This is a genomic window from Kribbella sp. NPDC050820 (assembly GCF_040653975.1).
In the GTDB taxonomy this organism is placed as follows: Bacteria; Actinomycetota; Actinomycetes; order Propionibacteriales; family Kribbellaceae; genus Kribbella.
In genome coordinates this window covers 23,147-42,371 of the sequence record NZ_JBFAHB010000068.1, presented here as the reverse complement: position 1 = coordinate 42,371, position 19,225 = coordinate 23,147, and the positions used below count along the sequence as shown (strand labels likewise).

General features: G+C 68.3%; 20 protein-coding genes and 2 pseudogenes. 15 read left to right on the top strand and 7 right to left on the bottom strand.

Features of this window, described 5'->3' with window-relative positions; all coding sequences use genetic code 11:
- Positions 1-3: 3 nt before the first annotated feature.
- On the bottom strand, positions 4-1,176 hold the full coding sequence (locus tag AB0H36_RS37990) for a family 16 glycosylhydrolase (protein ID WP_360535059.1): 1,173 nt from the start codon (positions 1,174-1,176) through the stop codon (positions 4-6).
- 208 nt (positions 1,177-1,384) lie between these two features.
- On the opposite strand from AB0H36_RS37990, the gene AB0H36_RS37985 reads away from it, so the two are divergent.
- Positions 1,385-2,185 carry an IclR family transcriptional regulator gene (locus tag AB0H36_RS37985; protein WP_360535057.1) on the top strand — a complete coding sequence of 267 codons (801 nt, stop codon included), beginning with the start codon at positions 1,385-1,387 and terminating at the stop codon, positions 2,183-2,185.
- Here AB0H36_RS37985 and AB0H36_RS37980 read toward each other — a convergent pair.
- From AB0H36_RS37980 to AB0H36_RS37965, 4 genes are read right to left on the bottom strand one after another with little or no spacing between them, the layout of a single operon-like run.
- Positions 2,121-2,750 (bottom strand): DUF624 domain-containing protein, encoded by a 630-nt coding sequence (locus tag AB0H36_RS37980; RefSeq protein ID WP_360535055.1) that lies wholly within the window; start codon positions 2,748-2,750, stop codon positions 2,121-2,123. The two genes, AB0H36_RS37985 and AB0H36_RS37980, sit on opposite strands and share 65 nt — an antisense overlap.
- Entirely contained in the window at positions 2,750-3,481 is a 732-nt protein-coding gene (locus AB0H36_RS37975; RefSeq protein ID WP_360535053.1) for an SDR family oxidoreductase, read from the bottom strand. The genes AB0H36_RS37980 and AB0H36_RS37975 overlap by 1 nt, the downstream gene beginning before the upstream one ends.
- Positions 3,478-4,596 carry a mandelate racemase/muconate lactonizing enzyme family protein gene (locus AB0H36_RS37970; protein WP_360535051.1) on the bottom strand — a complete coding sequence of 373 codons (1,119 nt, stop codon included), beginning with the start codon at positions 4,594-4,596 and terminating at the stop codon, positions 3,478-3,480. The genes AB0H36_RS37975 and AB0H36_RS37970 overlap by 4 nt, the downstream gene beginning before the upstream one ends.
- Positions 4,596-5,531 carry a dihydrodipicolinate synthase family protein gene (locus AB0H36_RS37965; RefSeq protein ID WP_360535049.1) on the bottom strand — a complete coding sequence of 312 codons (936 nt, stop codon included), beginning with the start codon at positions 5,529-5,531 and terminating at the stop codon, positions 4,596-4,598. Before AB0H36_RS37965 ends, AB0H36_RS37970 begins: the two co-directional genes overlap by 1 nt.
- Before the next feature lie 59 nt (positions 5,532-5,590).
- Between AB0H36_RS37965 and AB0H36_RS37960 the strand changes: the two are divergent.
- The 7 genes and pseudogenes from AB0H36_RS37960 to AB0H36_RS37930 form a co-directional block, all read left to right on the top strand.
- Positions 5,591-6,124: pseudogene (locus AB0H36_RS37960) on the top strand (helix-turn-helix domain-containing protein); the annotation flags it as partial.
- The gene (locus AB0H36_RS37955) at positions 6,081-6,446 is read left to right on the top strand and encodes an IclR family transcriptional regulator C-terminal domain-containing protein (RefSeq protein ID WP_360535071.1); all 366 of its coding nucleotides are present in this window, start codon (positions 6,081-6,083) and stop codon (positions 6,444-6,446) included. The pseudogene AB0H36_RS37960 and the gene AB0H36_RS37955, both read left to right, overlap by 44 nt.
- Positions 6,443-7,891 carry a sugar ABC transporter substrate-binding protein gene (locus tag AB0H36_RS37950; RefSeq protein WP_360535047.1) on the top strand — a complete coding sequence of 483 codons (1,449 nt, stop codon included), beginning with the start codon at positions 6,443-6,445 and terminating at the stop codon, positions 7,889-7,891. The genes AB0H36_RS37955 and AB0H36_RS37950 overlap by 4 nt, the downstream gene beginning before the upstream one ends.
- Before the next feature lie 4 nt (positions 7,892-7,895).
- Positions 7,896-8,852, top strand: coding sequence for a sugar ABC transporter permease (locus AB0H36_RS37945; RefSeq protein ID WP_360535045.1), 957 nt, complete (start codon positions 7,896-7,898; stop codon positions 8,850-8,852).
- Positions 8,849-9,676, top strand: a complete 828-nt coding sequence (locus tag AB0H36_RS37940) for a carbohydrate ABC transporter permease (RefSeq protein WP_360535043.1) — start codon at positions 8,849-8,851, stop codon at positions 9,674-9,676. Before AB0H36_RS37945 ends, AB0H36_RS37940 begins: the two co-directional genes overlap by 4 nt.
- On the top strand, positions 9,660-10,526 hold the full coding sequence (locus AB0H36_RS37935) for an SMP-30/gluconolactonase/LRE family protein (protein WP_360535041.1): 867 nt from the start codon (positions 9,660-9,662) through the stop codon (positions 10,524-10,526). The genes AB0H36_RS37940 and AB0H36_RS37935 overlap by 17 nt, the downstream gene beginning before the upstream one ends.
- 204 nt (positions 10,527-10,730) lie before the next feature.
- Complete coding sequence (locus AB0H36_RS37930) at positions 10,731-11,051, top strand: tyrosinase family protein (protein ID WP_360535039.1); 321 nt, start codon at positions 10,731-10,733, stop codon at positions 11,049-11,051.
- Here the strand turns inward: AB0H36_RS37930 and AB0H36_RS37925 are convergent.
- Both AB0H36_RS37925 and AB0H36_RS37920 read right to left on the bottom strand, forming a co-directional pair.
- Positions 11,038-11,235: a hypothetical protein gene (locus AB0H36_RS37925; RefSeq protein ID WP_360535037.1), complete on the bottom strand. Its 198-nt coding sequence runs from the start codon at positions 11,233-11,235 to the stop codon at positions 11,038-11,040. The genes AB0H36_RS37930 and AB0H36_RS37925 overlap by 14 nt on opposite strands.
- A gap of 54 nt (positions 11,236-11,289) precedes the next feature.
- Complete coding sequence (locus AB0H36_RS37920) at positions 11,290-12,510, bottom strand: FAD-dependent oxidoreductase (RefSeq protein ID WP_360535035.1); 1,221 nt, start codon at positions 12,508-12,510, stop codon at positions 11,290-11,292.
- Positions 12,511-12,693: 183 nt separating this feature from the next.
- Here AB0H36_RS37920 and AB0H36_RS37915 point away from each other — a divergent pair, with 183 nt between their 5' ends.
- From AB0H36_RS37915 to AB0H36_RS37885, 7 genes and pseudogenes are all read left to right on the top strand, one after another.
- Entirely contained in the window at positions 12,694-13,887 is a 1,194-nt protein-coding gene (locus AB0H36_RS37915; RefSeq protein ID WP_360535033.1) for an FAD-dependent oxidoreductase, read from the top strand.
- A 66-nt stretch (positions 13,888-13,953) separates the two neighbouring features.
- Entirely contained in the window at positions 13,954-14,910 is a 957-nt protein-coding gene (locus AB0H36_RS37910; protein ID WP_360535031.1) for an RNA polymerase sigma-70 factor, read from the top strand.
- Between the two features lie 35 nt (positions 14,911-14,945).
- Entirely contained in the window at positions 14,946-15,980 is a 1,035-nt protein-coding gene (locus AB0H36_RS37905) for a hypothetical protein (protein ID WP_360535029.1), read from the top strand.
- Between the two features lie 185 nt (positions 15,981-16,165).
- Complete coding sequence (locus AB0H36_RS37900; protein ID WP_360535027.1) at positions 16,166-16,570, top strand: hypothetical protein; 405 nt, start codon at positions 16,166-16,168, stop codon at positions 16,568-16,570.
- A pseudogene (locus AB0H36_RS37895) lies at positions 16,567-16,833 on the top strand (PhzF family phenazine biosynthesis protein); the annotation flags it as partial. The gene AB0H36_RS37900 and the pseudogene AB0H36_RS37895, both read left to right, overlap by 4 nt.
- 70 nt (positions 16,834-16,903) lie before the next feature.
- Positions 16,904-17,422, top strand: coding sequence for a PhzF family phenazine biosynthesis protein (locus tag AB0H36_RS37890; protein ID WP_360535025.1), 519 nt, complete (start codon positions 16,904-16,906; stop codon positions 17,420-17,422).
- A 250-nt stretch (positions 17,423-17,672) separates the two neighbouring features.
- Positions 17,673-18,413, top strand: a complete 741-nt coding sequence (locus tag AB0H36_RS37885) for an NAD(P)H-binding protein (RefSeq protein WP_360535023.1) — start codon at positions 17,673-17,675, stop codon at positions 18,411-18,413.
- Positions 18,414-19,225 lie beyond the last annotated feature (812 nt).

Sequence of the window (19,225 nt, the reverse complement as noted above, 5' to 3'; positions counted from 1 at the left end):
CTCCTAGTTCGACCGGACGAGTTTGACCGAGTCGGCGCGGATGCAGCCCGCCCCGTCGCGATCGATACGCACGATGTACGGCGTACCGCCGGTCAGAGCGTGATTGCCGAGCGGAACCCAGCCGCTGGCCTGGGTCAGATCGATCCGGGACCGGATCAGTGCGGTACTGCCGTCCCAGACCGTCACAGGTGCGTCGACCTGTCCACCGGATCCGCCGACCCGGTAGAAGTAGATGTCGTACGACCCGGTGGCCGGGGGAGCAATCGTCCAGCGGCCCGCCGTTCCGCTGTCACACGAGTAGCGCGCCGTGAGGCCTGCGAAGCCGCGGACACCGGACGTCGCCCACCCCGTTCCGGTCTCGGTATAGGTGCCTCCGGTGGCGTCGTTGTCGGCGTACGCGTCGCGCTCGTAGTACCGGAAGTAGTCGAACTGCACCTTCCCTGGAAGCGCGCTCTCGTCCACCGGATTCTCGATCGGCTGGTAGGCGATCGCGGTCAGCCAGACGTTGAGGTAGTTGTGCACGTAGCTGTCGGCCGGGTACGTCGCCGGTACGGCACCGCGCGCGACGAGCGAGCCGTCGACGTAGAACTCGACCGTGTCTTCGAGCCATTCGAAGCCGTAGGTGTGAAAGGCCGCCGAGGTGTCGAAGCCGACGTCGTAGATGCCACTGGTCGGGGTGTAGCCCTGCCCCCAGGCGATCACGTTGTGCCGGATCCGTCCGGGCAGATTCGAGTCGACCTCGAAGCCGTCGATCTCGGTCTGCGGGCTGGCGCCGCCGTTCTCCGCCGCCCAAAAGGCCGAGTGCCACCCCGTGCCGACGTTCGTCCTGGCGCGAGTCTCGTAGTAGCCGTAGCGGGAGCTGCGTTTGCTGATCAGGCCGCCGCCGGTGTACCTGTCGTCGGAGTCCACCGCGAGCCCGCAGTTCTCACCGGCGGTGTTCTTCGGGCACAGGTAGATGGTCATCAGTCCATCGCCGACGACGACGTTCTCGGAGCGCTGCTGGCTGCCCTTGATGTCGGTCCGGAACGTCCACGCGGTGGTGTCGGTTGTGGTGCCGACGAATTCGTCGGCCCACTCCAGTTGGTATCCAGTCGGCGCTGCCTCCGCCGAAGTGGCCGGCGCGGGTGCCGTAGCGACGAGCAAGAGGGGTGCTGCGAGTACTGCGGTCAGTTTCATCTTGTTCCTCCAGAGCCGACGGACGGTGGCTCCTGCACAGGTGAAGATGACGGGACCGTAGCACTAGAGATCCACTATGTGAATATCTGATCCTATATATCGCTATCCAATCGCACACCGTGCCGGCGTGGTGGTTGCAGTAAGGGTTGTGGTGCCATCTACGATACGGATGACGGAACCAAACTTTTGCGGGTGAGAGGTGAGCTCGGTGGCGCGTGCGATGGGTCGTGAGGCCGGACCGGGGACGCAGAGCGTCGAGCGGGCGATGTCGCTGATGTCGGAGTTCACCGAGGCGCATCCGCAGCGTCGGGTGTCGGAGCTGGTGGAGGCGACGGGCCTCGGTCAATCGACGGTGTCGCGGCTGGTGGGGGCGTTGGTGGCGCTGGGATTCCTGGCGTACGACCAGCGCAGCGGGCTGTACGGCATCGGGCCGAAGGTGATCACCCTGGCAGGTATCGGGCTGAACGAGCTGCCGGTGCACCAGCAGTCCCGTCAGGTGGCGCAGAACCTGGCGGCAGACCTCAATCTGGGTGCGAACGTCGCCGAGCGCCGCGGGTCCGAGCTGTTTTACCTGTGCCACTTCGAAGGCCGCGCCGCGGGCCGGTCGTCCACCTTGGTCGGCAGGCGTGGCCCCCTGCATGCGACGGCGATGGGCAAGGCACTCATCAGCGAGCTCCCGAAGGCGGAGCTGAAGGCCCTGCTCGGCGACGATCTGGCGCGCTACACCCCGCACACCGTGACCGATCACGCCGCGCTGGACAAGCTCCTCCGCGGGGTGCGCGAGCGTGGGTACGCCCTCGAGGTGGAGGAGTTGGCGTTCGGTCGAGCCTGTCTCGCCGCGCCCATCCGGGACCGGACCGGCGTGATCGTCGCCGCTCTCTCGGTCTCCGGCCCGCTGTCGGCGATGGATCTCGGCACTCGGGAGGAGTCTCTCGCCCTGCTGGTCATCGAGCAGGCTGACCAAATCTCGTCGGGTCTGGGCTATCACGCGTCAGCCGCCGTGAGCTGACCAGCACAGCGGCTAGCGCCGCCGTCGCTGGACCGAACAGGAGCACGGCCGGTACGGCGTACCATGCGCCGACGCCGGCCGCGATCAGCCCGATGGCAGCGCCCGCGGGTACGGCGGGCCGGCGCCATACGACGTGGATCGTGAGCAGCCAGAGTTCCGTCGTACGCCGGGATTCGACGGCGGCCGCGACGGCCGGGAGCAGCCAGAGCGTGACCAGATAGCCCAGCAGAACCAGGGACAACGGCACGGCGATCACCGTCCCGCGTGCGACCACGAGATAGAACCCCAGCACCCACACCGTTGCCAAGGGCAACCCGAGCACGACCTGCCCGCGCACGATCCACGCACGCCACGCGGACCAGAACGTCGACCAGGCGTGCATCTCGGCCGAGTTCAGATACCCATGGATCACGCGGTGGACCGCCAGAGTCGAGGGCGCTACTCCCACCACGACAGCGCCCGCCGCGACGCCCAGGACCCATAGAACCGAGACGAGCGCCAGCCGAAGCGGCCAGTCGAGCCACCGGTAGAACGCCGCAGTCCGGCCCGTGAGCTCGACCTCCATCAGTCGGCCCGCAATCTGCCCTGGAGATCCGCCCGCCCGACCACGGCCGGCGACAAGACGGACAAGCCGCCGTCGACCGGCAGCACGACTCCGGTGATCGCGGACGCGCGCGGCCCGGCCAGGAACGCGACCGCATCCGCGACCTCCTCAGCCCGGATCGTCCGGCCGAGCGGATAGCCGGTCGATGCATCCGGCAACTTCTCACCGCCGACCATGCCCGGGGCGACCGCGTTCACGCGCACCCCGCGGTGCGCGTACTCGACGGCGAGCTGGCGAACGAGCGCGTCCACCCCACCCTTGGCTGCTGTGTACGCCGCAGCCCACGGTGCGGCCACCAGCGTGTTCACCGACGAGACCGCAACGATCGCGCCGGCACCGCTTGCCACCAGGTGCGGCAGCGCTGCCCGCACCGGGAAGAACACCGTGTCGAGCGTGTTCGACAATGCCTCGCGCCATTGCGAATCACTGGTCCGGTGCGCCGGGACCAACGGCATCCGCCCGGCGGCCGTCACCAGGACGTCGAGACCGCCGAACTCCGCTGCGACCCGATCGACCGCGGCGGTGGCCGCGGCGGGATCCGAGCAGTCCGCGCTCAGCCGGAGGTCGAGGCCTGCAACCCGATCGTCTTCCAGGGACACGCCCGCGACCCGGCAGCCGTCGGCCGCCAGTGCCGCGACGATCGCGGCCCCGATCGGTGTCGTCGCGCCGATCACGAGCCCCCGGCGAGTCACTTGATGCGCGCCGCGTGGACGGCGTCCTCGTCGACCTCCACGCCCAGCCCTGGCCCGGTCGGTACCGCGAACCCGAGATGACCCCGCTCGAGCGCAGTCGTCAGCACGACGTTCACCGGGTCGAAGAGCGTCGGATGGAACTCGTACGCGACCAGGTTCCCGATCGCCGCGGACGCGTGGATGCTCGCCGCCATGACCACCCCGAGCCCGGACGAGTGATGCGGCGCCAACGGCACGAACCACGTCTCGGCCACTGCCGCCAGGTCGACCGTCTCGGTGATCCCCGTCCGCCCGACATCGGGCTGCAGGATCGCCGCGGCCCGCTCTTCCAGCCACGGACGGAACTCCTGCCGGTGCCGCAAACTCTCCCCGACAGCGACCGGAGTGTCGATCCGGCGCGTGAGTTCGGCATGCCCGCGGACGTCTTCGAATCCGACAGGTGCCTCGAAGAACCATGCGCCCAGTCCGTCGAGTCCGCGGCCGAGGCGGATCGCCTGGGCCACGTCGTACACCCCGTGGACGTCGACGGCGATCTGCAGGTCGTCGTGTACCGCCCGCAGAGCCTCTACGGTGGCCAGATCCTCGCGGACGCCGTACCCGAGCCCGATCTTCACCCGCCGTACGCCCTGATCCACCCAGTCCTTGGCGTGGGCGATCCGCTCGCTGTCCTTGTTGCCCTGCAGCCCGGAGACGTACGTCGGCACGACGTCGCGCTGGGCGCCGCCGAGTAGTTGATGAACTGGTACGCCGGCGATCCGTCCGGCGAGATCCCACAACGCCACGTCGATCGCGGCGACCGCGTCGCCCTGATGCCCGCCCAGGTGACCGCGTTCGCGCATCAGGGCCCGAAGCGATGCCACCAGCGGTCGGACGCGGGTCGGATCGGCACCCAGCAGCGCGGGCTTGAGCAGGAGTTCGATGACCTTGGCGGGCACTTCCGGAGCGACTGGAGCCAGCGCCTCGCCCCAGCCGACCGACCCGTCGTCGGCGGTGAGCCGGACGAGCAACGCCTCGCGTGCGGAGCCGTAGATGCTCGGCCACGGCGGCTTGGTCCTGTAGGTGCGCGGTTGGGTCAGCGCCAGCGGAAAGACCTCAACATCGGTGATCGTAGGCATCAGTGGATCCCGGTCAACGAAGCGGATGCGGCAGGAAGGTCCAGCCGGTCGAGTATCGCGGTCAGACCCGCCTTCGCGCGAGCGTCCAGAGCGCGCGCCGGCACCCGGACCGTGGCGTCGTCGATCAGCCCGCGGCAGACCAGGACCTCTTTGTGCACGGCCCAGGCGATCCCGGACTGGAGACCGTACACAAGCAGCGGAAGCAGCAGGTCGAACCGGGTCCGAGCGTCGTCGTACCGGCCCGCGCGCCAGTCGTCGACCACCGGCGCCAGAAGATCCGGGATCTCGCACGCAGGCATCGTGCCGACCGCGCCGGCGGCGAGTTCGTCGAGCAGGAACTGCGCGTTCTGGCCGCCGAGGACCACGAAACCGGGCTCCTCGATCCGGTCGACGACCGCTGCGACCTTGGGTGCCGTCGGCGGCGCCTCGACCTTCACCGAGGTGACGCCCGGTACGGTGGAGAGTTCTGCGATCTGCGGCGGCGACATCGCCACACCAGTGACGCCCGGTGCGTCCTGCACCATCACCTCGATCCCGACCTCGGCCACCTCCGCATAGAACGCGGGCAACTGCGCCGGGCTCGGCGGCACCATGAACGGCGGTAGCACCATCACCGCGGACGCACCGGCAGCGGCCGCCTCGGCGGCCTGTTCGACAGCGGTCACGGTCGACGTCGCAGCTACGCCGACGACGAGCGGTGCCGCGTTGGCGACCACATCGACCACCTCGCGGGTGACAACGCGACGCTCGTCGGCGGTGAGCGCGAACGCCTCGCTGGCCATCCCGAGGACGGCAACGCCGTGCACTCCGCTCGCGAGCTGGAACTCGGTCAACCGGCGCAGACCGGGCAGATCCAGGCTGCCGTCGGGACCGAAGGGCGTGGCAAGAATCGGAACGAGTCCGGCGATGGTGGGTAGCTGCTCGGCGGTCAGCATTCGGCATCCGATAGGTGCTTGACGAGATCCATCATGTGCGTAAGGTTGCCACATGGTGGATGTCATCGTCCATCATTCGCCATCGAAACCCAGGAGAGCCTGTGGCGCCCGAGGCAGGGTCGAACCGAAGCGTCGAGCGCGCTGTGGCCGTACTGTGTGCCTTCGCGGTCACCGGGAGCCTGCGGGTCACGGAGGTCGCCAACCTCGCCGGCCTTCGCCAGTCCACCGCGTCGCGGCTGCTCAGCACCCTCGAGTCCGCCGCGTTCGTCGAGCGCGACGCCGACGGTCACTACCGTCTCGGCGCCGAGTTGATCACTCTGGCCGGCGTGGCCGTGAACGGTCATCCCGTGCACCACGCGGCCCGCCAGCCGGCCCAGTCCCTCGCCGCCACAACGGGCCTCGGCGCGAATGTCGCCGTTCGGCGCGGGCGCGAGGCGTACTACCTGTGCAATTTCGAGGGACGACTCGCGCCCCGGTCGTTCTCACTCACCGGGCGGCGGAACCCACTGCACGCCACGGCGCTCGGCAAATGCCTGCTGCTCGGCGTCGATGACCGTCGTGAGTTGCTGGGCGAGCTCGAGCGGTACACGCCACGCACCATCACCGACCACGCCTTGCTCGACGCGGCGATCGACTCGGTCGCGTGGCAGGGGCTACGCGACCGAGACCGAGGAGCTATCGCTCAGCCGGGCCTGCGTGGCCGCCCCGCTCCGCGACCGCTCCGGCGGAGTCGTCGGTGCGCTGTCCCTGTCCGGTCCGTCCAGCGCCGTCGACCTCGCCACCCGGGAGCACGAACTGTCCCGGCTGGTGGTCGAGACCGCTGACGCCATCAACTCGCACCTGGGCCATCACGGCCCCGCCGATCCACAGATCACGGCGCCTCCCGGGCGCCTCGACCAACGGAGCCGATCATGAAGATCCGCCCTGCCCTCACTGTGCTCACGTGCGCGGTGGCGCTTGCCCTGTCGGGCTGCAACCTCGTCGGCGGCAGCTCCGACTCGGGTGGCGCCGCGGACAAGGTCACCGTCACCGTGGCCCTCGTCCCGGACCCACCCGGCGCAAGCCAGTTCTACCGGCAGCAGTTCGACGAGTTCGAGAAAGCCAACCCCGGCATCGCGGTCAAGGTGGTGGAGAACCCGACCGACCAACAGCTGAACGCGGTCGAACTGATTTTCCAGCAGAACCGCGCACCAGATGTCTTCCGCGCCCAGGACGACGGCATGGACCGGATGGCGGCGCGCGGCTGGGTCGCGCCGCTGGACGAGTTCGTGACGCCCGAGTTCCTGAAGCGGTTCCCCGAGGGAAGCATGGATCCGGCCACCTCCGGCCTGCACCGCGACGGCAAACTGATGAGCCTGCCGCTGGTGTGGGGGCCGTGGTCGTCGCTGCGGGTCTTCCTCTACAACGAGGACCTGCTGAAGAAGTCCGGTTTCGACGGCCCGCCGAAGACCTGGACCGAGCTCGAGCAGATGGCCACCAAGATCACCGCCGACGGCCACGGCAAGTACTTCGGGTACGCGCCGACCGCCGCCAAGGCTCCCGCGGCCGAGATGCTGGCCGGCACCGCTGTTCCGTACTCCGTGGCCGCCGGCGGCATCGACTTCCGCACCGGGAAGCCGGCGACGTCGAGCCCCGGCCTCGTCGAGGCGGTCGAGCTGCATCGACGGATGCAGGCCGCCAAGGTGATGGTGCCGGGCTGGGAGAGCTGGGACGGCAGCCGCGCGTTCAAGGAGTTCGCGGCCGGCAAGTTCGCGATGTACCCGACCGCGCCCTGGCACGTCGCCGAAGTCCGGAAGCTGGCACCCGAGATCAAGCTCGGCGTCACCGGCCTGCCGGTGCCGGCCACGGGACGCGGCGCCTACCTGGCCCGGACCAAGTCGTTCAGCCCGCTGTGGTCGATGTCGTCACAATCGGCGCACAAGGCGGAGAGCTGGAAGGTGATGGACTTCCTCTCGTCGGAGTCCTTCCACCAGGCGTACTACCAGAAGTTCGGCACGCTGACCGCCCTCGAAGGGGCCTGGAAGGCCGAGGCGGAGAAGAACCCCGACCAGGCCGCGATCCTGAAGGTCGCCGAGGAGAGCCTGCGCCGGGCGCCGAACCCGGCGCTGGCGAGCAAGGGCGGCCAGGCGCTCATCCAGGCGCTCGCCGCTAAGCCCGACCTGAAGTACACCGACGCCGCGGTCAGTTCGATCGTGAAGAACCAGCCGTTCGCCCCGGCCGCCGCCCAGCTGGACAAGGACCTGCAGACCTTCCTGGACAAGACGACCGCCGACTTCGCCGCGAAGGGCCAGGAAGGGTCCGTCAAGGATCTGACCTTCGCGGGCTGGGACCCCCTGAAGGACTTCACGCCGGGAGGCTGACCGGATGACGACGACGATGGTGCGCGCCGTCCAGAAGGCCCCGGCCCGGGAACGCCCGGGCCGCGGGCCGGGGCGGCTGCGCAAGCACCTGTGGAGCTATGTGTTCCTGATTCCGCTGGTGCTGCTGTTCGGGGGTTTCACGATCTGGCCGATGATCGCGAGCTGGTGGTACGCGTTCTTCGACTGGGACGGCGTGGGCTCTCCGACGAACTGGGTCGGGCTGGACAACTTCCGCGAGGTACTCGCGTCAGACGCCTTCTGGCGGGCGTTCTGGCATTCGTTCGTGTTCTCGCTGGCCGCGATCTTCGTCGAGCTGCCGCTCGCGCTGGTCCTGGCGGTTCTGCTCAACAACACCTGGCTGCGGTTCCGGAACCTGTACCGGCTGGTGCTGTTCCTGCCGGTGGTGGCAACGACTGCCGTGATCGGCATCGTGATCGCGATCCTGCTGGACCCGGCTGGTGGTCTGGTCAACCGGATCCTGCTCGACGCCGGCCTGGTCGACGTGCCGGTCAACTTCCTCGGCAGTACGTCGATCGCGCTGCCGACCCTGCTGTCGATCGACGTGTGGAAAGGATTCGGGATCACCTTGATCTACTGGCTCGCCGCCCTGCAGACCGTCCCGAAGGACCTGCAGGAGGCGGCCGCGATCGACGGCGCCGGGTTCTGGCGGTCGCTGCGGTTCGTCACGCTGCCGGTCGTCACGCCGATCGCGATCGTGATCCTGCTGCTCGTGTTCCAGCGCAGCCTGAACACGTTCGACCTGGTCCGGGCTGTCACCGAAGGCGGGCCGGACTATGCGACGGACGTCGTACCGACGTACATCTACCGGTACGCGTTCGACCCGTCGTTGCAGGCGCCCCGGTATGGGTTCGCGTCGGCGGCGGGTGTGGTGTTCGGTCTGCTGACGCTGGTCGTGACGTTGCTGCAGGCACCTTTCCTGCGACGGCGGGTGGGCTCATGACCCGCTTCCTGCGCCGCAACGTGTGGCACCTGCTGCTCGTACCGCTGTGCCTGGTGTGGGTGTATCCGTTCGTGTGGATGATCTCGGCCGCGTTCAAGACGCCGAAGGAGATGCTGCTCGGCGGCCTCTCGCTCCTCCCGGACGACGCCACGCTGGACAACTTCCGGCGAGCCTGGACGACGGCGAAGTTCAGCACCTACACGGCCAACACCGTCACGTTCTCGATCGCGGTCGTCGTCCTGGTGCTGCTCGTCGCCTCGGCGGCCGGGTACGCGTTGTCGCGGCCTGGGCTGCCCGGGAAGAAGGTGCTGGTCGCGGTGCTCGTCGCGACGATGTTCATCCCGCACGGCTACACGATCATCCCGACGTTCGTGCTGGTGAACGGTCTCGGCCTCGGCAACGGGCTACTCGGTGCGGCGCTGGCCCAGGCCGGACCTGCGCTCGTCGTACCGGTGCTGCTGTTCATGGGCTTCTTCGGTGGCATCCCGAAGGAACTCGAGGAGGCCGCCCGGATGGATGGAGCCGGGTACCTGCGCACGTACTGGCGGGTGATGCTGCCGCTGGCCAAGCCCGTCATCGGCACCGTCGCGTTGATGAACTTCATCGGCGCCTGGAACGCGTTCTTCATCCCGCTCGTGTTCACGCTCGGCAACCCGGATCTGCGGACGCTCGGCGTCGGGATGTACGGGTTCTACGGCCAGGACACGACCGACTGGACCGGCCTGGCCGCGGCGGCCTGCATCAGCGTCATCCCGATCGTGGTGGTCTTCCTGTTCCTGCAACGCACCTTCGTCGAAGGGATCGCCGGTGCGGTCAAGAGCTGACCGGATCTCCTCGACCGCCTACATCCAAGGCGAATCACCCCGGCTCGATCCGCGGACCGGCGAGCTCATCTGGGTCGACATCCTGGCCGGCCGCGTTCACCGCGGCCGGCTCGTCGGGGGAGTGCTGACCGTACTCCGCGACTACGACATCGGCCGGCGCGTCGGTGTCGCCGTACCGCTGGCCGAGCCGGGTGGTGGCTGGGCACTGGCCGTGCGGGAAGGGTTCGCGCACCTGGCCGAGGACGGTACGGTCACGTCGCTGATGACCGGTCTGACCAGAGGGCAGGATCAGATGAACGACGGCGCCTGCCATCCGGACGGCAGCTTCTGGGCCGGTTCGCAGGCGCTCCCGCGAGCCCCGCGGGCGGCGCTGTTTCGTCTCGATCCGGACGGCTCGGTGAGTCGGATGCTGTCCGGCCTGACTGTTGCGAACGGCATCGACTTCGCTCCCGACGGCCGGACGTTGTACTTCATCGACACGCTGCCCTTTCGCCGGCTCGAGGCCATCGACCTGGTCGCGGGCCGCCCCGCGTCGCGCACGACGATCGTCGACGTCGGCGGCGGCAACCCGGACGGGCTGGTCCTGGACGACGAGGGCTGCGTCTGGGTGGCTGTCTGGGACGCGAGTGAGGTACGTCGCTACGCACCGACCGGCGAGCTGCTCGCCACTGTCGAGCTACCCGTCCCGCGACCCACCGCAGTCTGCTTCCAGGGCAGCACACTGGTGATCACCACGGCCTCGCTCGGCCTGGTTGACCCATCACGGGGAAGCGGCCACCTGTTCGCTGCCGACGTAGGCGTGACCGGTCCGCCGGCCCGAGTCTGGACCGGAGCAGCCCCGACAGCCTGACGCGCCGTCGGAGCTGCGCCTGTCAGACCGGTCGGAAAAGCGGACCGACCCCGCTCCGTTGCTCGTCGACACGTTCCTCGGTCCGAACGGCCGGGTCGCAGATCGCGCTGGAACCTGCATACCGACTTTGGAACCGGCGCCGGTAGACACAAGCGCAACGTTGGAGGGTTCGGCGGCCTGCCGTCGGTCGCGGACCTTAGGACGGTGCTCAGGCAGACAGGCTACCGCAACCTCCAGGTCATGCTCGAATCCCGGAGCGACGAGTTCCGTACCCCGGTCCCGTCCGGTAACCAGCTCCACAACGGCATGCACGGCTACATCGGCGGTGACATGGGCAATCCGATGATCTCGCCGTTCGACCCGATCTTCTACTTGCACCACTGCCACATCGACCGGCTATGGGCGAGGTGGCAGGCCGACGGCCACGCGACCCAGTACCCGTGCGCCTGCGCCAAGCCCGAACACGGTCCGGCCAGCCCGATGTATCCCTGCCTCGGACAGCGTGTGGCCGTCACCACTCGGTGATGAGTGGGGTGTCTGGCTCGTGTCGGCGCCAGGAGTTGGTGAGGCGGGTGAGGCGGGCCGGTGCCGCGATGCCGCGTACGGTCGCGATCTTTCCGTTGGTGAGGTCGAACGTGACGGCTCCGACGACCGTGTCGCCGACCACGAAGAGGATGGCGGGGCCGCCGTTGACGTCCGCGTAGTGCACCGCGGGTGTGCCGCCCGCGAAGCGCCGTTTCCACGTCGATGACCCTAGAAGCGGTCAGGCGATCTCAGCCGGTGTGTCCGGCGTGCGTACGGCGGTCAGCGCGCGGGGCTCGGCGGTGACTCGGTTCTTGCGCTTGGGCATGCCGAAGGTCGGGTGCGAGGTGGCCCACAGCGATGTCTTGACGACGCCGGTCTTGATCAACGCGGCGGTGCGGCCGCCGGTGTGCTTCGGTTTCGCGGCTCCTTCGTCGTCGACCATCTGTACGATTCCGTCCCGCCGTCCGAGGCTGATGTGGTTGCCGTAGTACAGCAGTTTGGTCCGGCGTACTTCGCGGCCGGTGAGCCGCGCGATGATCGCTTCGACGGCCTGCGTGCCGGTGTAACCGGCCGACGCGCAGGACATCGGCAGCGGTCGGCCGTTGTCGCCGATGGCGTAGGCGGCGTCGCCGATCGCGTAGATGCCTGGATGGGACACCGATTGCATGGTGCGGTCGACGACGATCCGGCCGTCGTCGGTGACGTCCACCCCGGCCTCGGCCGCGATCGGATCGACCGCGAACCCAGCCGTCCACACGGTGGCGTCGGAGGCCAGGACGGTTCCGTCGGTGCAGAGCACTCGTTCGGCTTCGACGGTTTCCACGCTGGTGTTTTCGAGCACGGCGACTTCCAGCCGGTCACAGACCCGGCGCAGGTGCTTGCGCGCGCCGGCGGAGAGTCTGGCGCCGAGTTCGCCGCGGGCGATCAGTGTCACCGACAGCCCGGGCCGGGACTCGGCGATCTCGGTGGCGCTCTCGATGCCGGTCAGCCCGTCGCCGATGATCAGGACGGTCCCGCCTCCGGTTCGCTGGTCCAGCTTCTCCAGGCGCTCGCGCAGGCGCAGTGCCGCGGGGCGGCTGGCGATGTCGAAGGCGTGCTCGGCGGCGCCGGGAAGGCCGCTGGTGTCGCCGTGGCTGCCGAGTGCGTAGACCAGCGTGTCGTATTCGAGTTCGCCGCCACCGTCGGCGTCGGCGACAGTGACGATCCGGCGCTCGGCGTCGACGGCGGTGACGCGGGCCGGCCGCAGTTGGATGCCGGTGCCGGCGAAGACGTCGGTGAGCTGCGGATTCTCGATCGCCTGCCCGGCCGCGAGTTGGTGGAGCCGCAGCCGCTGGACGAAGTCCGGCACAGCGTTGACGACGGTGATCTCGGTGTCTGTCCGAGACAGCCGGCGAGCCAACGTCCCGGCCACGAAGGCTCCTGCGTAGCCGGCGCCGAGGACGACGATTCGGTGCTTCATGTGTGTTGCTCCTGTCGGTTCGGTTGCTCTCGTGGGGTTGAGCGAGACAGCGCCCCGATTGCTGACAGGAACGGGTTATGGCCTGAGTCACAGCGCCGGCCGGGTGATCTGCTTCACACGTTGTCAGGATTTCCGAGGCTGTGACGTCTTGTGCTCGAGAACGCCCGGAGCGAAGGAGACGTCATGGTCGGGAAGAAGATCGCCGTCGTCGTGGTCGGTGGAGGGTACGCCGGTGTGATGGCGGCCAATCGTTTGACGCAGCGAGACGACGTGGCGGTGACGGTCGTCAATCCCCGTCCGGTCTTCGTACCGCGCCTGCGTCTGCACCAGCTGGTTGCGGGGACTCATGACGCGGTCGTCGACTACAAGGAAGTACTGGCCGACGATGTCCGGCTCGTTGTCGACACCGTGACTTGGATCGATGCGACCGGGCGCAGTGTGGCGCTGGCACAGGGCGGCAGCATCGACTACGACTACCTGGTGTACGCGGTGGGCAGCGAGAGCGCCGGTCTGCGGGTACCGGGCGTTGCCGAGTTCGCCTACCCGGTCGCGACCCTGGAGGCGGCGCAGCGGTTGCGTTCGGTGCTCCACGACGTACCCCAGTCCGCTGAGGTGACGGTCGTCGGTGGCGGCCCGACCGGCATCGAAACCGCGGCCGAGTTGGCCGAACAAAGACGTACGGTCACGCTGGTCTGCGGCGGTGTGCTCGGCCCCTATCTGCACTCGCGAGCGCGACGCACCGCGAGTAGATACCTCGCCAGGCTCGGGGTCCGCCTCATCGAGGGCTCGGGTACGACGGTCACCGCGGTGACGCGGGACACCGTGCAACTCACCGACGGCCGCACGGTGCCGAGCCGGGTCACGATCTGGACCGTGGGCTTCGACGTTCCCGATCTGGCCGAGCGCAGCAAACTGAGCGTCGATGCCGCCGGGCGGCTGCTGACCGACGAGACGTTGGCCAGTGTCGACAGTGACCGGATTGTCGCCGCGGGCGACTCGTCGGCGCCGTCGGATCTGCCCTTCCGGATGAGCGCCTACGCGGCAGGATGCCTCGGCGCCCATGCTGCCGACACCGTGCTGGACAGGATCGCGGGTGAACAGCCGAAGCCGATCGATCTGTCCTTCCCGGCCATGTGCGTCAGCTTCGGCCGGCGTACGGGGATCTTCCAGCTCGCCCGCAAGGACGACACAGCAGTTCCGCTCTACTTCACTGGGCTCGCGGGAAAGACGCTGAAGGAACTGTCCTGCGAGTCGAGTGTCAAGCACCTGGTGACCGAAGCGCACAAGCCCGGCTCGCACCACTGGCCGAAGGACGGCAAGCACCGGCCGGCTCTGCTCGCGGCTCGCGGTGACGACGCGCCGGCACCGGTTGCGTAGGGCACGGACGCGCGGTCCGCCGCACCGAACCGGACAACGGCACAGGACGACACGGGAGCAGAAACCATGGACGACACCACAGGTGAACCCGACGGCCGGCTGCGCCAGGGTTCTGCGGATCGCGACGGCGGCGACACCGCCGTCGTCGAGGCGACCGCGACCTTCATTGCCCATGGCAACCTGCTGTTCACGGTCGCGTACGAGATGCTCGGTTCGGCTGCCGATGCCGACGATGTCCTGCAGGAGACCTGGCTGCGCTGGGTGAACGTCGACGCGGCTCAGGTCGTCCACCCCCGTGCGTACCTGGTCCGGATCACCACGCGTCAGGCGCTGAACCGGCTGCGGTCGGTGCAGCGTCGCCGCGAGGCGTACTTCGGCGCCTGGCTGCCGGAGCCCCTCCTCACGGCTCCGGACGTTGCCGCCGACATCGAGCTCGCCGAGAGCGTGTCGATGGGACTGATGCTCGTGCTCGAGACGCTGACTCCGACGGAGCGGGCCGTCTTCGTGCTGCGGGAGGCTTTCGGGTTCGGGTACGACGAGATCGCGGTTGCGGTGGACAAGTCGCCGAGGGCCGTATACCAGATCGCCCACCGTGCCCGCCGTCACGTCGAGGCCCGCCGCCCGCGGCGCACGGTCACGCCCCGACAGGCCGAGGCGGCGGTCGCGGCGTTCCGGCGGGCGCTGGAGACACGGGACCTGCAAGGCCTGCTCGACGTGCTGGCGCCCGACGTCGTGGCGATCAGCGACGGCGGAGGCGTCAAGCAGGCGACGCCACGCCCGATTATGGGGGCCGACAAGGTGGCCCGGTTCATGGTCGGTGGCCTCACCAAACGAGACGTCGCGCTCACGGTCGAGGTGACCGCGGTCAACGGCGGGCCCGCGCTGGCCCTGTACGTCGACGCGGAACTCGACGGCGTACTCGCGATGCATGTCGACGACACCCGGATCACCGGCCTCTACTACGTCCGCAACCCGCAGAAGCTGACCTACATCGACTCCGAAATCCCGCTCACACTGCGGTGAGCACCGTTCAGGACCACACAGTTCGAGGAGCAGACATGACCCCGCGGACACCGCTCGCCAGCACTTCGCGTCCGTCACCATGGCCGAAGGTGGCCGGCACAGTAGTCCTTCTCACGGCGATCACCAGCATGTTGCTGATCGCGTTCGCCTGGCCGTCGGTCCGGTCCTCGCTGCACGATGTGCCGATCGCGATCGCCGGACCGGCCAGTGCTGCCGGACAGGTTCGGGCCGCGCTGGATCTGCGTGTGCCAGGTGGTTTCGACGTCACCGAGGTCGCCGATACCGCGGCCGCAGAGCAACTCATTCGCGATCGGGAGGTGTACGGCGCCATCGACCTGAGCGCCGGCACTCCGCAAGTGATCGTTTCCTCCGCCGGCAGCACGGCCGTGGCCCAGAGCCTGCAGAGCATGGCGGCCGGCCTGTCTCAGGCGGGGAAGCCCGCGGCGTCGTCCGGTGTGCGTGACATCGCCGCGCTGCCGGCAGACGACCCTCGCGGCGCCGGCCTGTCAGCAGGCGCGATGCCGTTGGTGATGGGCGGTCTGCTGGGCGCAGTACTGCTGACCAGGCTCGTTCGCGGAAGCGGCCGTCGCGTCACCGGAGCGCTCGGCTACGCGGTCTGCGGTGGTCTCGCGGTGGCAGCGATCCTGCAATTCTGGTTCGGGTCGCTGAGCGGGGACTATCTGGCCAACGCCGGCGCCGTCGCATTCACCATCGCGGCCACGTCTCTGACCATTCTCGGGCTGGAATCGCTGCTCGGCCTCGCCGGAATCGGCGTCGGTGCTGTCGTGATGATGCTCGTCGGCAATCCGCTGTCGGGTACGTCGACCGCACCCGAGATGCTGCCAGGCTGGTCCGGCGCGCTCGGGCAGCTCATGCCTCCGGGCGCCGGCGGCCGGCTGCTGCGCTCCACCGCCTTCTTCGAGGGTCGTGGCATCGCCCAAGCCGTCACCGTGCTGGCCGCCTGGGTCGCGCTCGGGGCAGCCCTGTGCCTGATCGGCGGCCTTCGCGCCCGCAGCACTCGCAGTACCGCGGAACTCACCTCAACCTCAAAGGAAGCAGTCGCAGCGTGACAGCGAAGCGGTGGAGGAGCAGGATGACGCATCCCTGCTCGTCTGGGCAGGCACCGCCTGCGCGTAGCTCGGAGGCTTCGCCGGCGAGCGATCTTATGGCGTGCGGGCGATGGCGCATGCCTGCGAGGTTGGCGCCGTCGGTACCCTTGACCCAAGCGCCGGAACTGTTGTCCATCGGAGAACCCATGGTCGCGCCGCTGATCGCCGAGGCGGATGCCGTCATGCGAGCCCGGACAGAGTTGCTGTACGGGGAGTTCATGAGGCGCGAACGACGCCGCGCCGAAGCCCGCCCGCACCTGCGATCGGCGTTGGCGACGTTCGAGAGCTTCAAGGCGCGGCCGTGGGCCGACCAGACGCGGGCGGAGCTGAGGGCGAGTGGAGAAACGGTTCGTCGCGGCGGCACGGCTCATGGACGATACCTGCCGCCACGGGAGCTCCAGATCGCCAGAATGGTCTCGACCGGCGCGTCATCCAAGGACTGGCGGCGAACTTGTTCCTTGTTCCCGCAGCTCGACTACCGCTTGCGCAAGATCTTCACCAAGGCCGGCATCACGTCACGGAACCAGTTGCGTGCGTTGGAGGTTGGGTGAGCCTCCGAGTCCGAATCGTCAACGCCTGCCAGCGTGCTGGGCAGGGCGGAAGCCCGACTGCGGTCGTCGACGAGGCGGTCCTGAGTGATGCCGAGCGCCGTGCGGTGCCGGTCGCAGCAGGCACATCGCATGTCGTGTTCGTCTCGACCGACGGATCCGCGCCCGGCAGCCCGGCCGTGTCACTGCGCTTCTTCACCGCCGCGGGAGAACTGCCCGCCTGCGGACACGGCACGGTGGCTGCACTCGCGGTACTCGCCGAGCTTGCCGGGGTGCCGGAGTACGAGGCTGTTCTGCGGTCCGGGGGCCGGACCTTCGCCGGTTGGGCCACGGGCGGTGGTGACCGGTACGAGGCTGTCTTCGATCCCGGACCCGTGGAGTTGCGCGCCCCAGCGGGGGGGCCGACCGGTCCTCGCCGCCTTGGGGGTCGATCCGGAGGCGGGGCTGGCTCGGTGTCGTATCGCCTCGGTCGGCCGACCCCGGATGCTGGTGGAGGTCTCGGACCACGTGGCCCTCATGAATCTCTCGCCCGACATGATCCGGCTTCGGGACGCCTGCGACGGGCTGGGATTGCTGGGTTGCTACGTCTACAGCGAGCCGTCTGAGCACGGGCGCGCCACCGCCCGCATGTTCGCTCCCTCGATCGGTGTTCCCGAGGACATCGCCAATGCCAACAGCACGGCCTGCCTGGCTGCCCACCTTGTCGATCGGGGCTTCCGCGCACTCAGCGTCGACATGGGTCACTCGCTCGGCGAACCCTCCACCATCATCGCCACCACCCGACCCGGTCCCCGAGGCCCGCTGGTCCGAGTCGGCGGCACCGCGACGATCTCCAAGGACGTCTACGTCAGCTGACCCTCCAAGGCCCGATCGCCCGTCCCCGGAGCCAACTCAGGAGAAGAACCTTGGCGTTCGGGACTGGCGACCTCACGGATGCGGCCAGCGATGCTCGTCGCGCATTCTGCAAGGTGTGCCGGACAAGACATCCTCTCGGTCCTCTCCTACTGTCGACTGCGGCAGCAGACGCGTGATCGCCGTGGCCGGTGCAACGGGCGCCGTCGGAGTGTTCGTAGTACGTGCGCTCGAAACGCGAGGTCTCGGCGTCGTGCCGATCTCCCGGGCGAACGGTGTCGACCTGCTGAACGTGCGCGGCCTGACCGAGGCGCTCAAAGAGGCTGACGCGGTGATCGACGTCAGCAGCGTGGTCACGGCCCGCCGCGGAGAGTCGGTCGAGTTCTTCAGCCACGCTACTCAGAACATCTTGACCGCCGAGCAGTTTGCAGGTGTCCGGCACCACGTGGCGCTTTCCATCGTGGGAGTCGACAGAGTCCGGTACGGATACTACGAGGGCAAGCATGTCCAGGAAGAGCTGGTCCGTTCATCTGCCATACCTCACACCGTGTTGCGGGCGACACAGTTCCACGAGTTCGCCGGTCAGATGCTGGACAGGATGCGGTTCGGACCGGTGTCCGCCATCCCGTCAATGCTGTGCCGGCCGGTAGCCGCCGCTGAGGTCGCGGACCTGCTGGTGGACATCGCCGACACCGGGCCGGATTGGTCCGACGGATCGTCGATGGCAGAGATGGCCGGACCGGAGGTCCTCACGCTGTACGCCATGGTGAGAAAGCTGCGGCGCGCCCGCGGCGACCACCATCCGGCGGTCCCGGTGACTGTTCCGGGGCGTGCGGGGAAAGTGATGCGTAACGGTGGGCTGCTCCCCATCGGGCCGTACCACCGAGGCGTTGTCACCTTCGATGCCTGGCTCTCGGATCCGCTGTCGGCCGCGGGCGGGTACGCGCGGCAATCTACCCGAACGCGGTCGGCCAAGGTCGGCGGGCGGCACTGAACCGTCGTACAAGATCTCATCACGGGACCCGCAGGCATTCCGCATCCGGATCACACGGCTCGGCATTGCGAAGCGGCGCTCCGCAGATCCATTTTCCTCTAAAGGACACAGCTCAGTTGGACCACAGCAACAGCAGCGTTCATCGGAGCGAGTGGAACAAGACAGGCGAAATCACCGATGCGACCGTCGCTCCAGCGCTGGAATTCTGATGCTGTGTCAACGATGGTGTCCTCCCTCTGAGGTGCGCGTCTCCTGGCGCCTGGACCACCTGGCGCGAACCGCACTGAAACCAGAAAGATCACAATCGCCTGCGCAGCACGCGTCGCGGGCCGGCCTAGCGGCACAGAGACGGGCTCGACACGCGCCCCCCAGGGCTCCGGTGGAGGAAGGATGTCCGGTGTGGCCAGTACAACTGCCACGATCAAGAGACCCGGCAGTACGAGACCGATCGCGATACTCACAGCGATGACGGCGGTTTGATCCGGAGCCTCCCAGAACCAATCCGGCTGCGCCATCATCCAACCCGCTGCCACCGGGCCGACGATGCCGTAGGCAAGAAGTCCACTGGTCGCAACCCTGAACGACCAGTGGCCGGTCGGAGTGGACCGAGTGTCGCGCCCTGTCTGCTGCCGATACCGTCGACCGTCGGTCAACAGATAGGCCAGCACGATGACGACGGCCGGCACTGTCCAGGCCTCGCTGCTGCAGTGTCGCACGTAAGGCTGCTCCCCGATCTTGTCCTCTCGTTAGACATGTGCTGTTATGACGTCTTATGGGAAGACAAGTGAGGATCACCTGCCGGGCTCGCCGGC

What these genes read in the sequence shown, in the direction of transcription:
- AB0H36_RS37940 (WP_360535043.1), top strand. Translation starts at nt 8,849, where the DNA reads ATGACCCGCTTCCTGCGCCGCAACGTGTGGCACCTGCTGCTCGTACCG.
- AB0H36_RS37900 (WP_360535027.1), top strand. Translation starts at nt 16,166, where the DNA reads ATGGTCGCGCCGCTGATCGCCGAGGCGGATGCCGTCATGCGAGCCCGG.
- AB0H36_RS37955 (WP_360535071.1), top strand. Translation starts at nt 6,081, where the DNA reads ATGACCGTCGTGAGTTGCTGGGCGAGCTCGAGCGGTACACGCCACGCA.
- AB0H36_RS37915 (WP_360535033.1), top strand. Translation starts at nt 12,694, where the DNA reads ATGGTCGGGAAGAAGATCGCCGTCGTCGTGGTCGGTGGAGGGTACGCC.
- AB0H36_RS37905 (WP_360535029.1), top strand. Translation starts at nt 14,946, where the DNA reads ATGACCCCGCGGACACCGCTCGCCAGCACTTCGCGTCCGTCACCATGG.
- AB0H36_RS37950 (WP_360535047.1), top strand. Translation starts at nt 6,443, where the DNA reads ATGAAGATCCGCCCTGCCCTCACTGTGCTCACGTGCGCGGTGGCGCTT.
- AB0H36_RS37970 (WP_360535051.1), bottom strand. Translation starts at nt 4,596, where the DNA reads ATGCCTACGATCACCGATGTTGAGGTCTTTCCGCTGGCGCTGACCCAA.
- AB0H36_RS37980 (WP_360535055.1), bottom strand. Translation starts at nt 2,750, where the DNA reads ATGGAGGTCGAGCTCACGGGCCGGACTGCGGCGTTCTACCGGTGGCTC.
- AB0H36_RS37990 (WP_360535059.1), bottom strand. Translation starts at nt 1,176, where the DNA reads ATGAAACTGACCGCAGTACTCGCAGCACCCCTCTTGCTCGTCGCTACG.
- AB0H36_RS37945 (WP_360535045.1), top strand. Translation starts at nt 7,896, where the DNA reads ATGACGACGACGATGGTGCGCGCCGTCCAGAAGGCCCCGGCCCGGGAA.
- AB0H36_RS37920 (WP_360535035.1), bottom strand. Translation starts at nt 12,510, where the DNA reads ATGAAGCACCGAATCGTCGTCCTCGGCGCCGGCTACGCAGGAGCCTTC.
- AB0H36_RS37910 (WP_360535031.1), top strand. Translation starts at nt 13,954, where the DNA reads ATGGACGACACCACAGGTGAACCCGACGGCCGGCTGCGCCAGGGTTCT.
- AB0H36_RS37965 (WP_360535049.1), bottom strand. Translation starts at nt 5,531, where the DNA reads ATGCTGACCGCCGAGCAGCTACCCACCATCGCCGGACTCGTTCCGATT.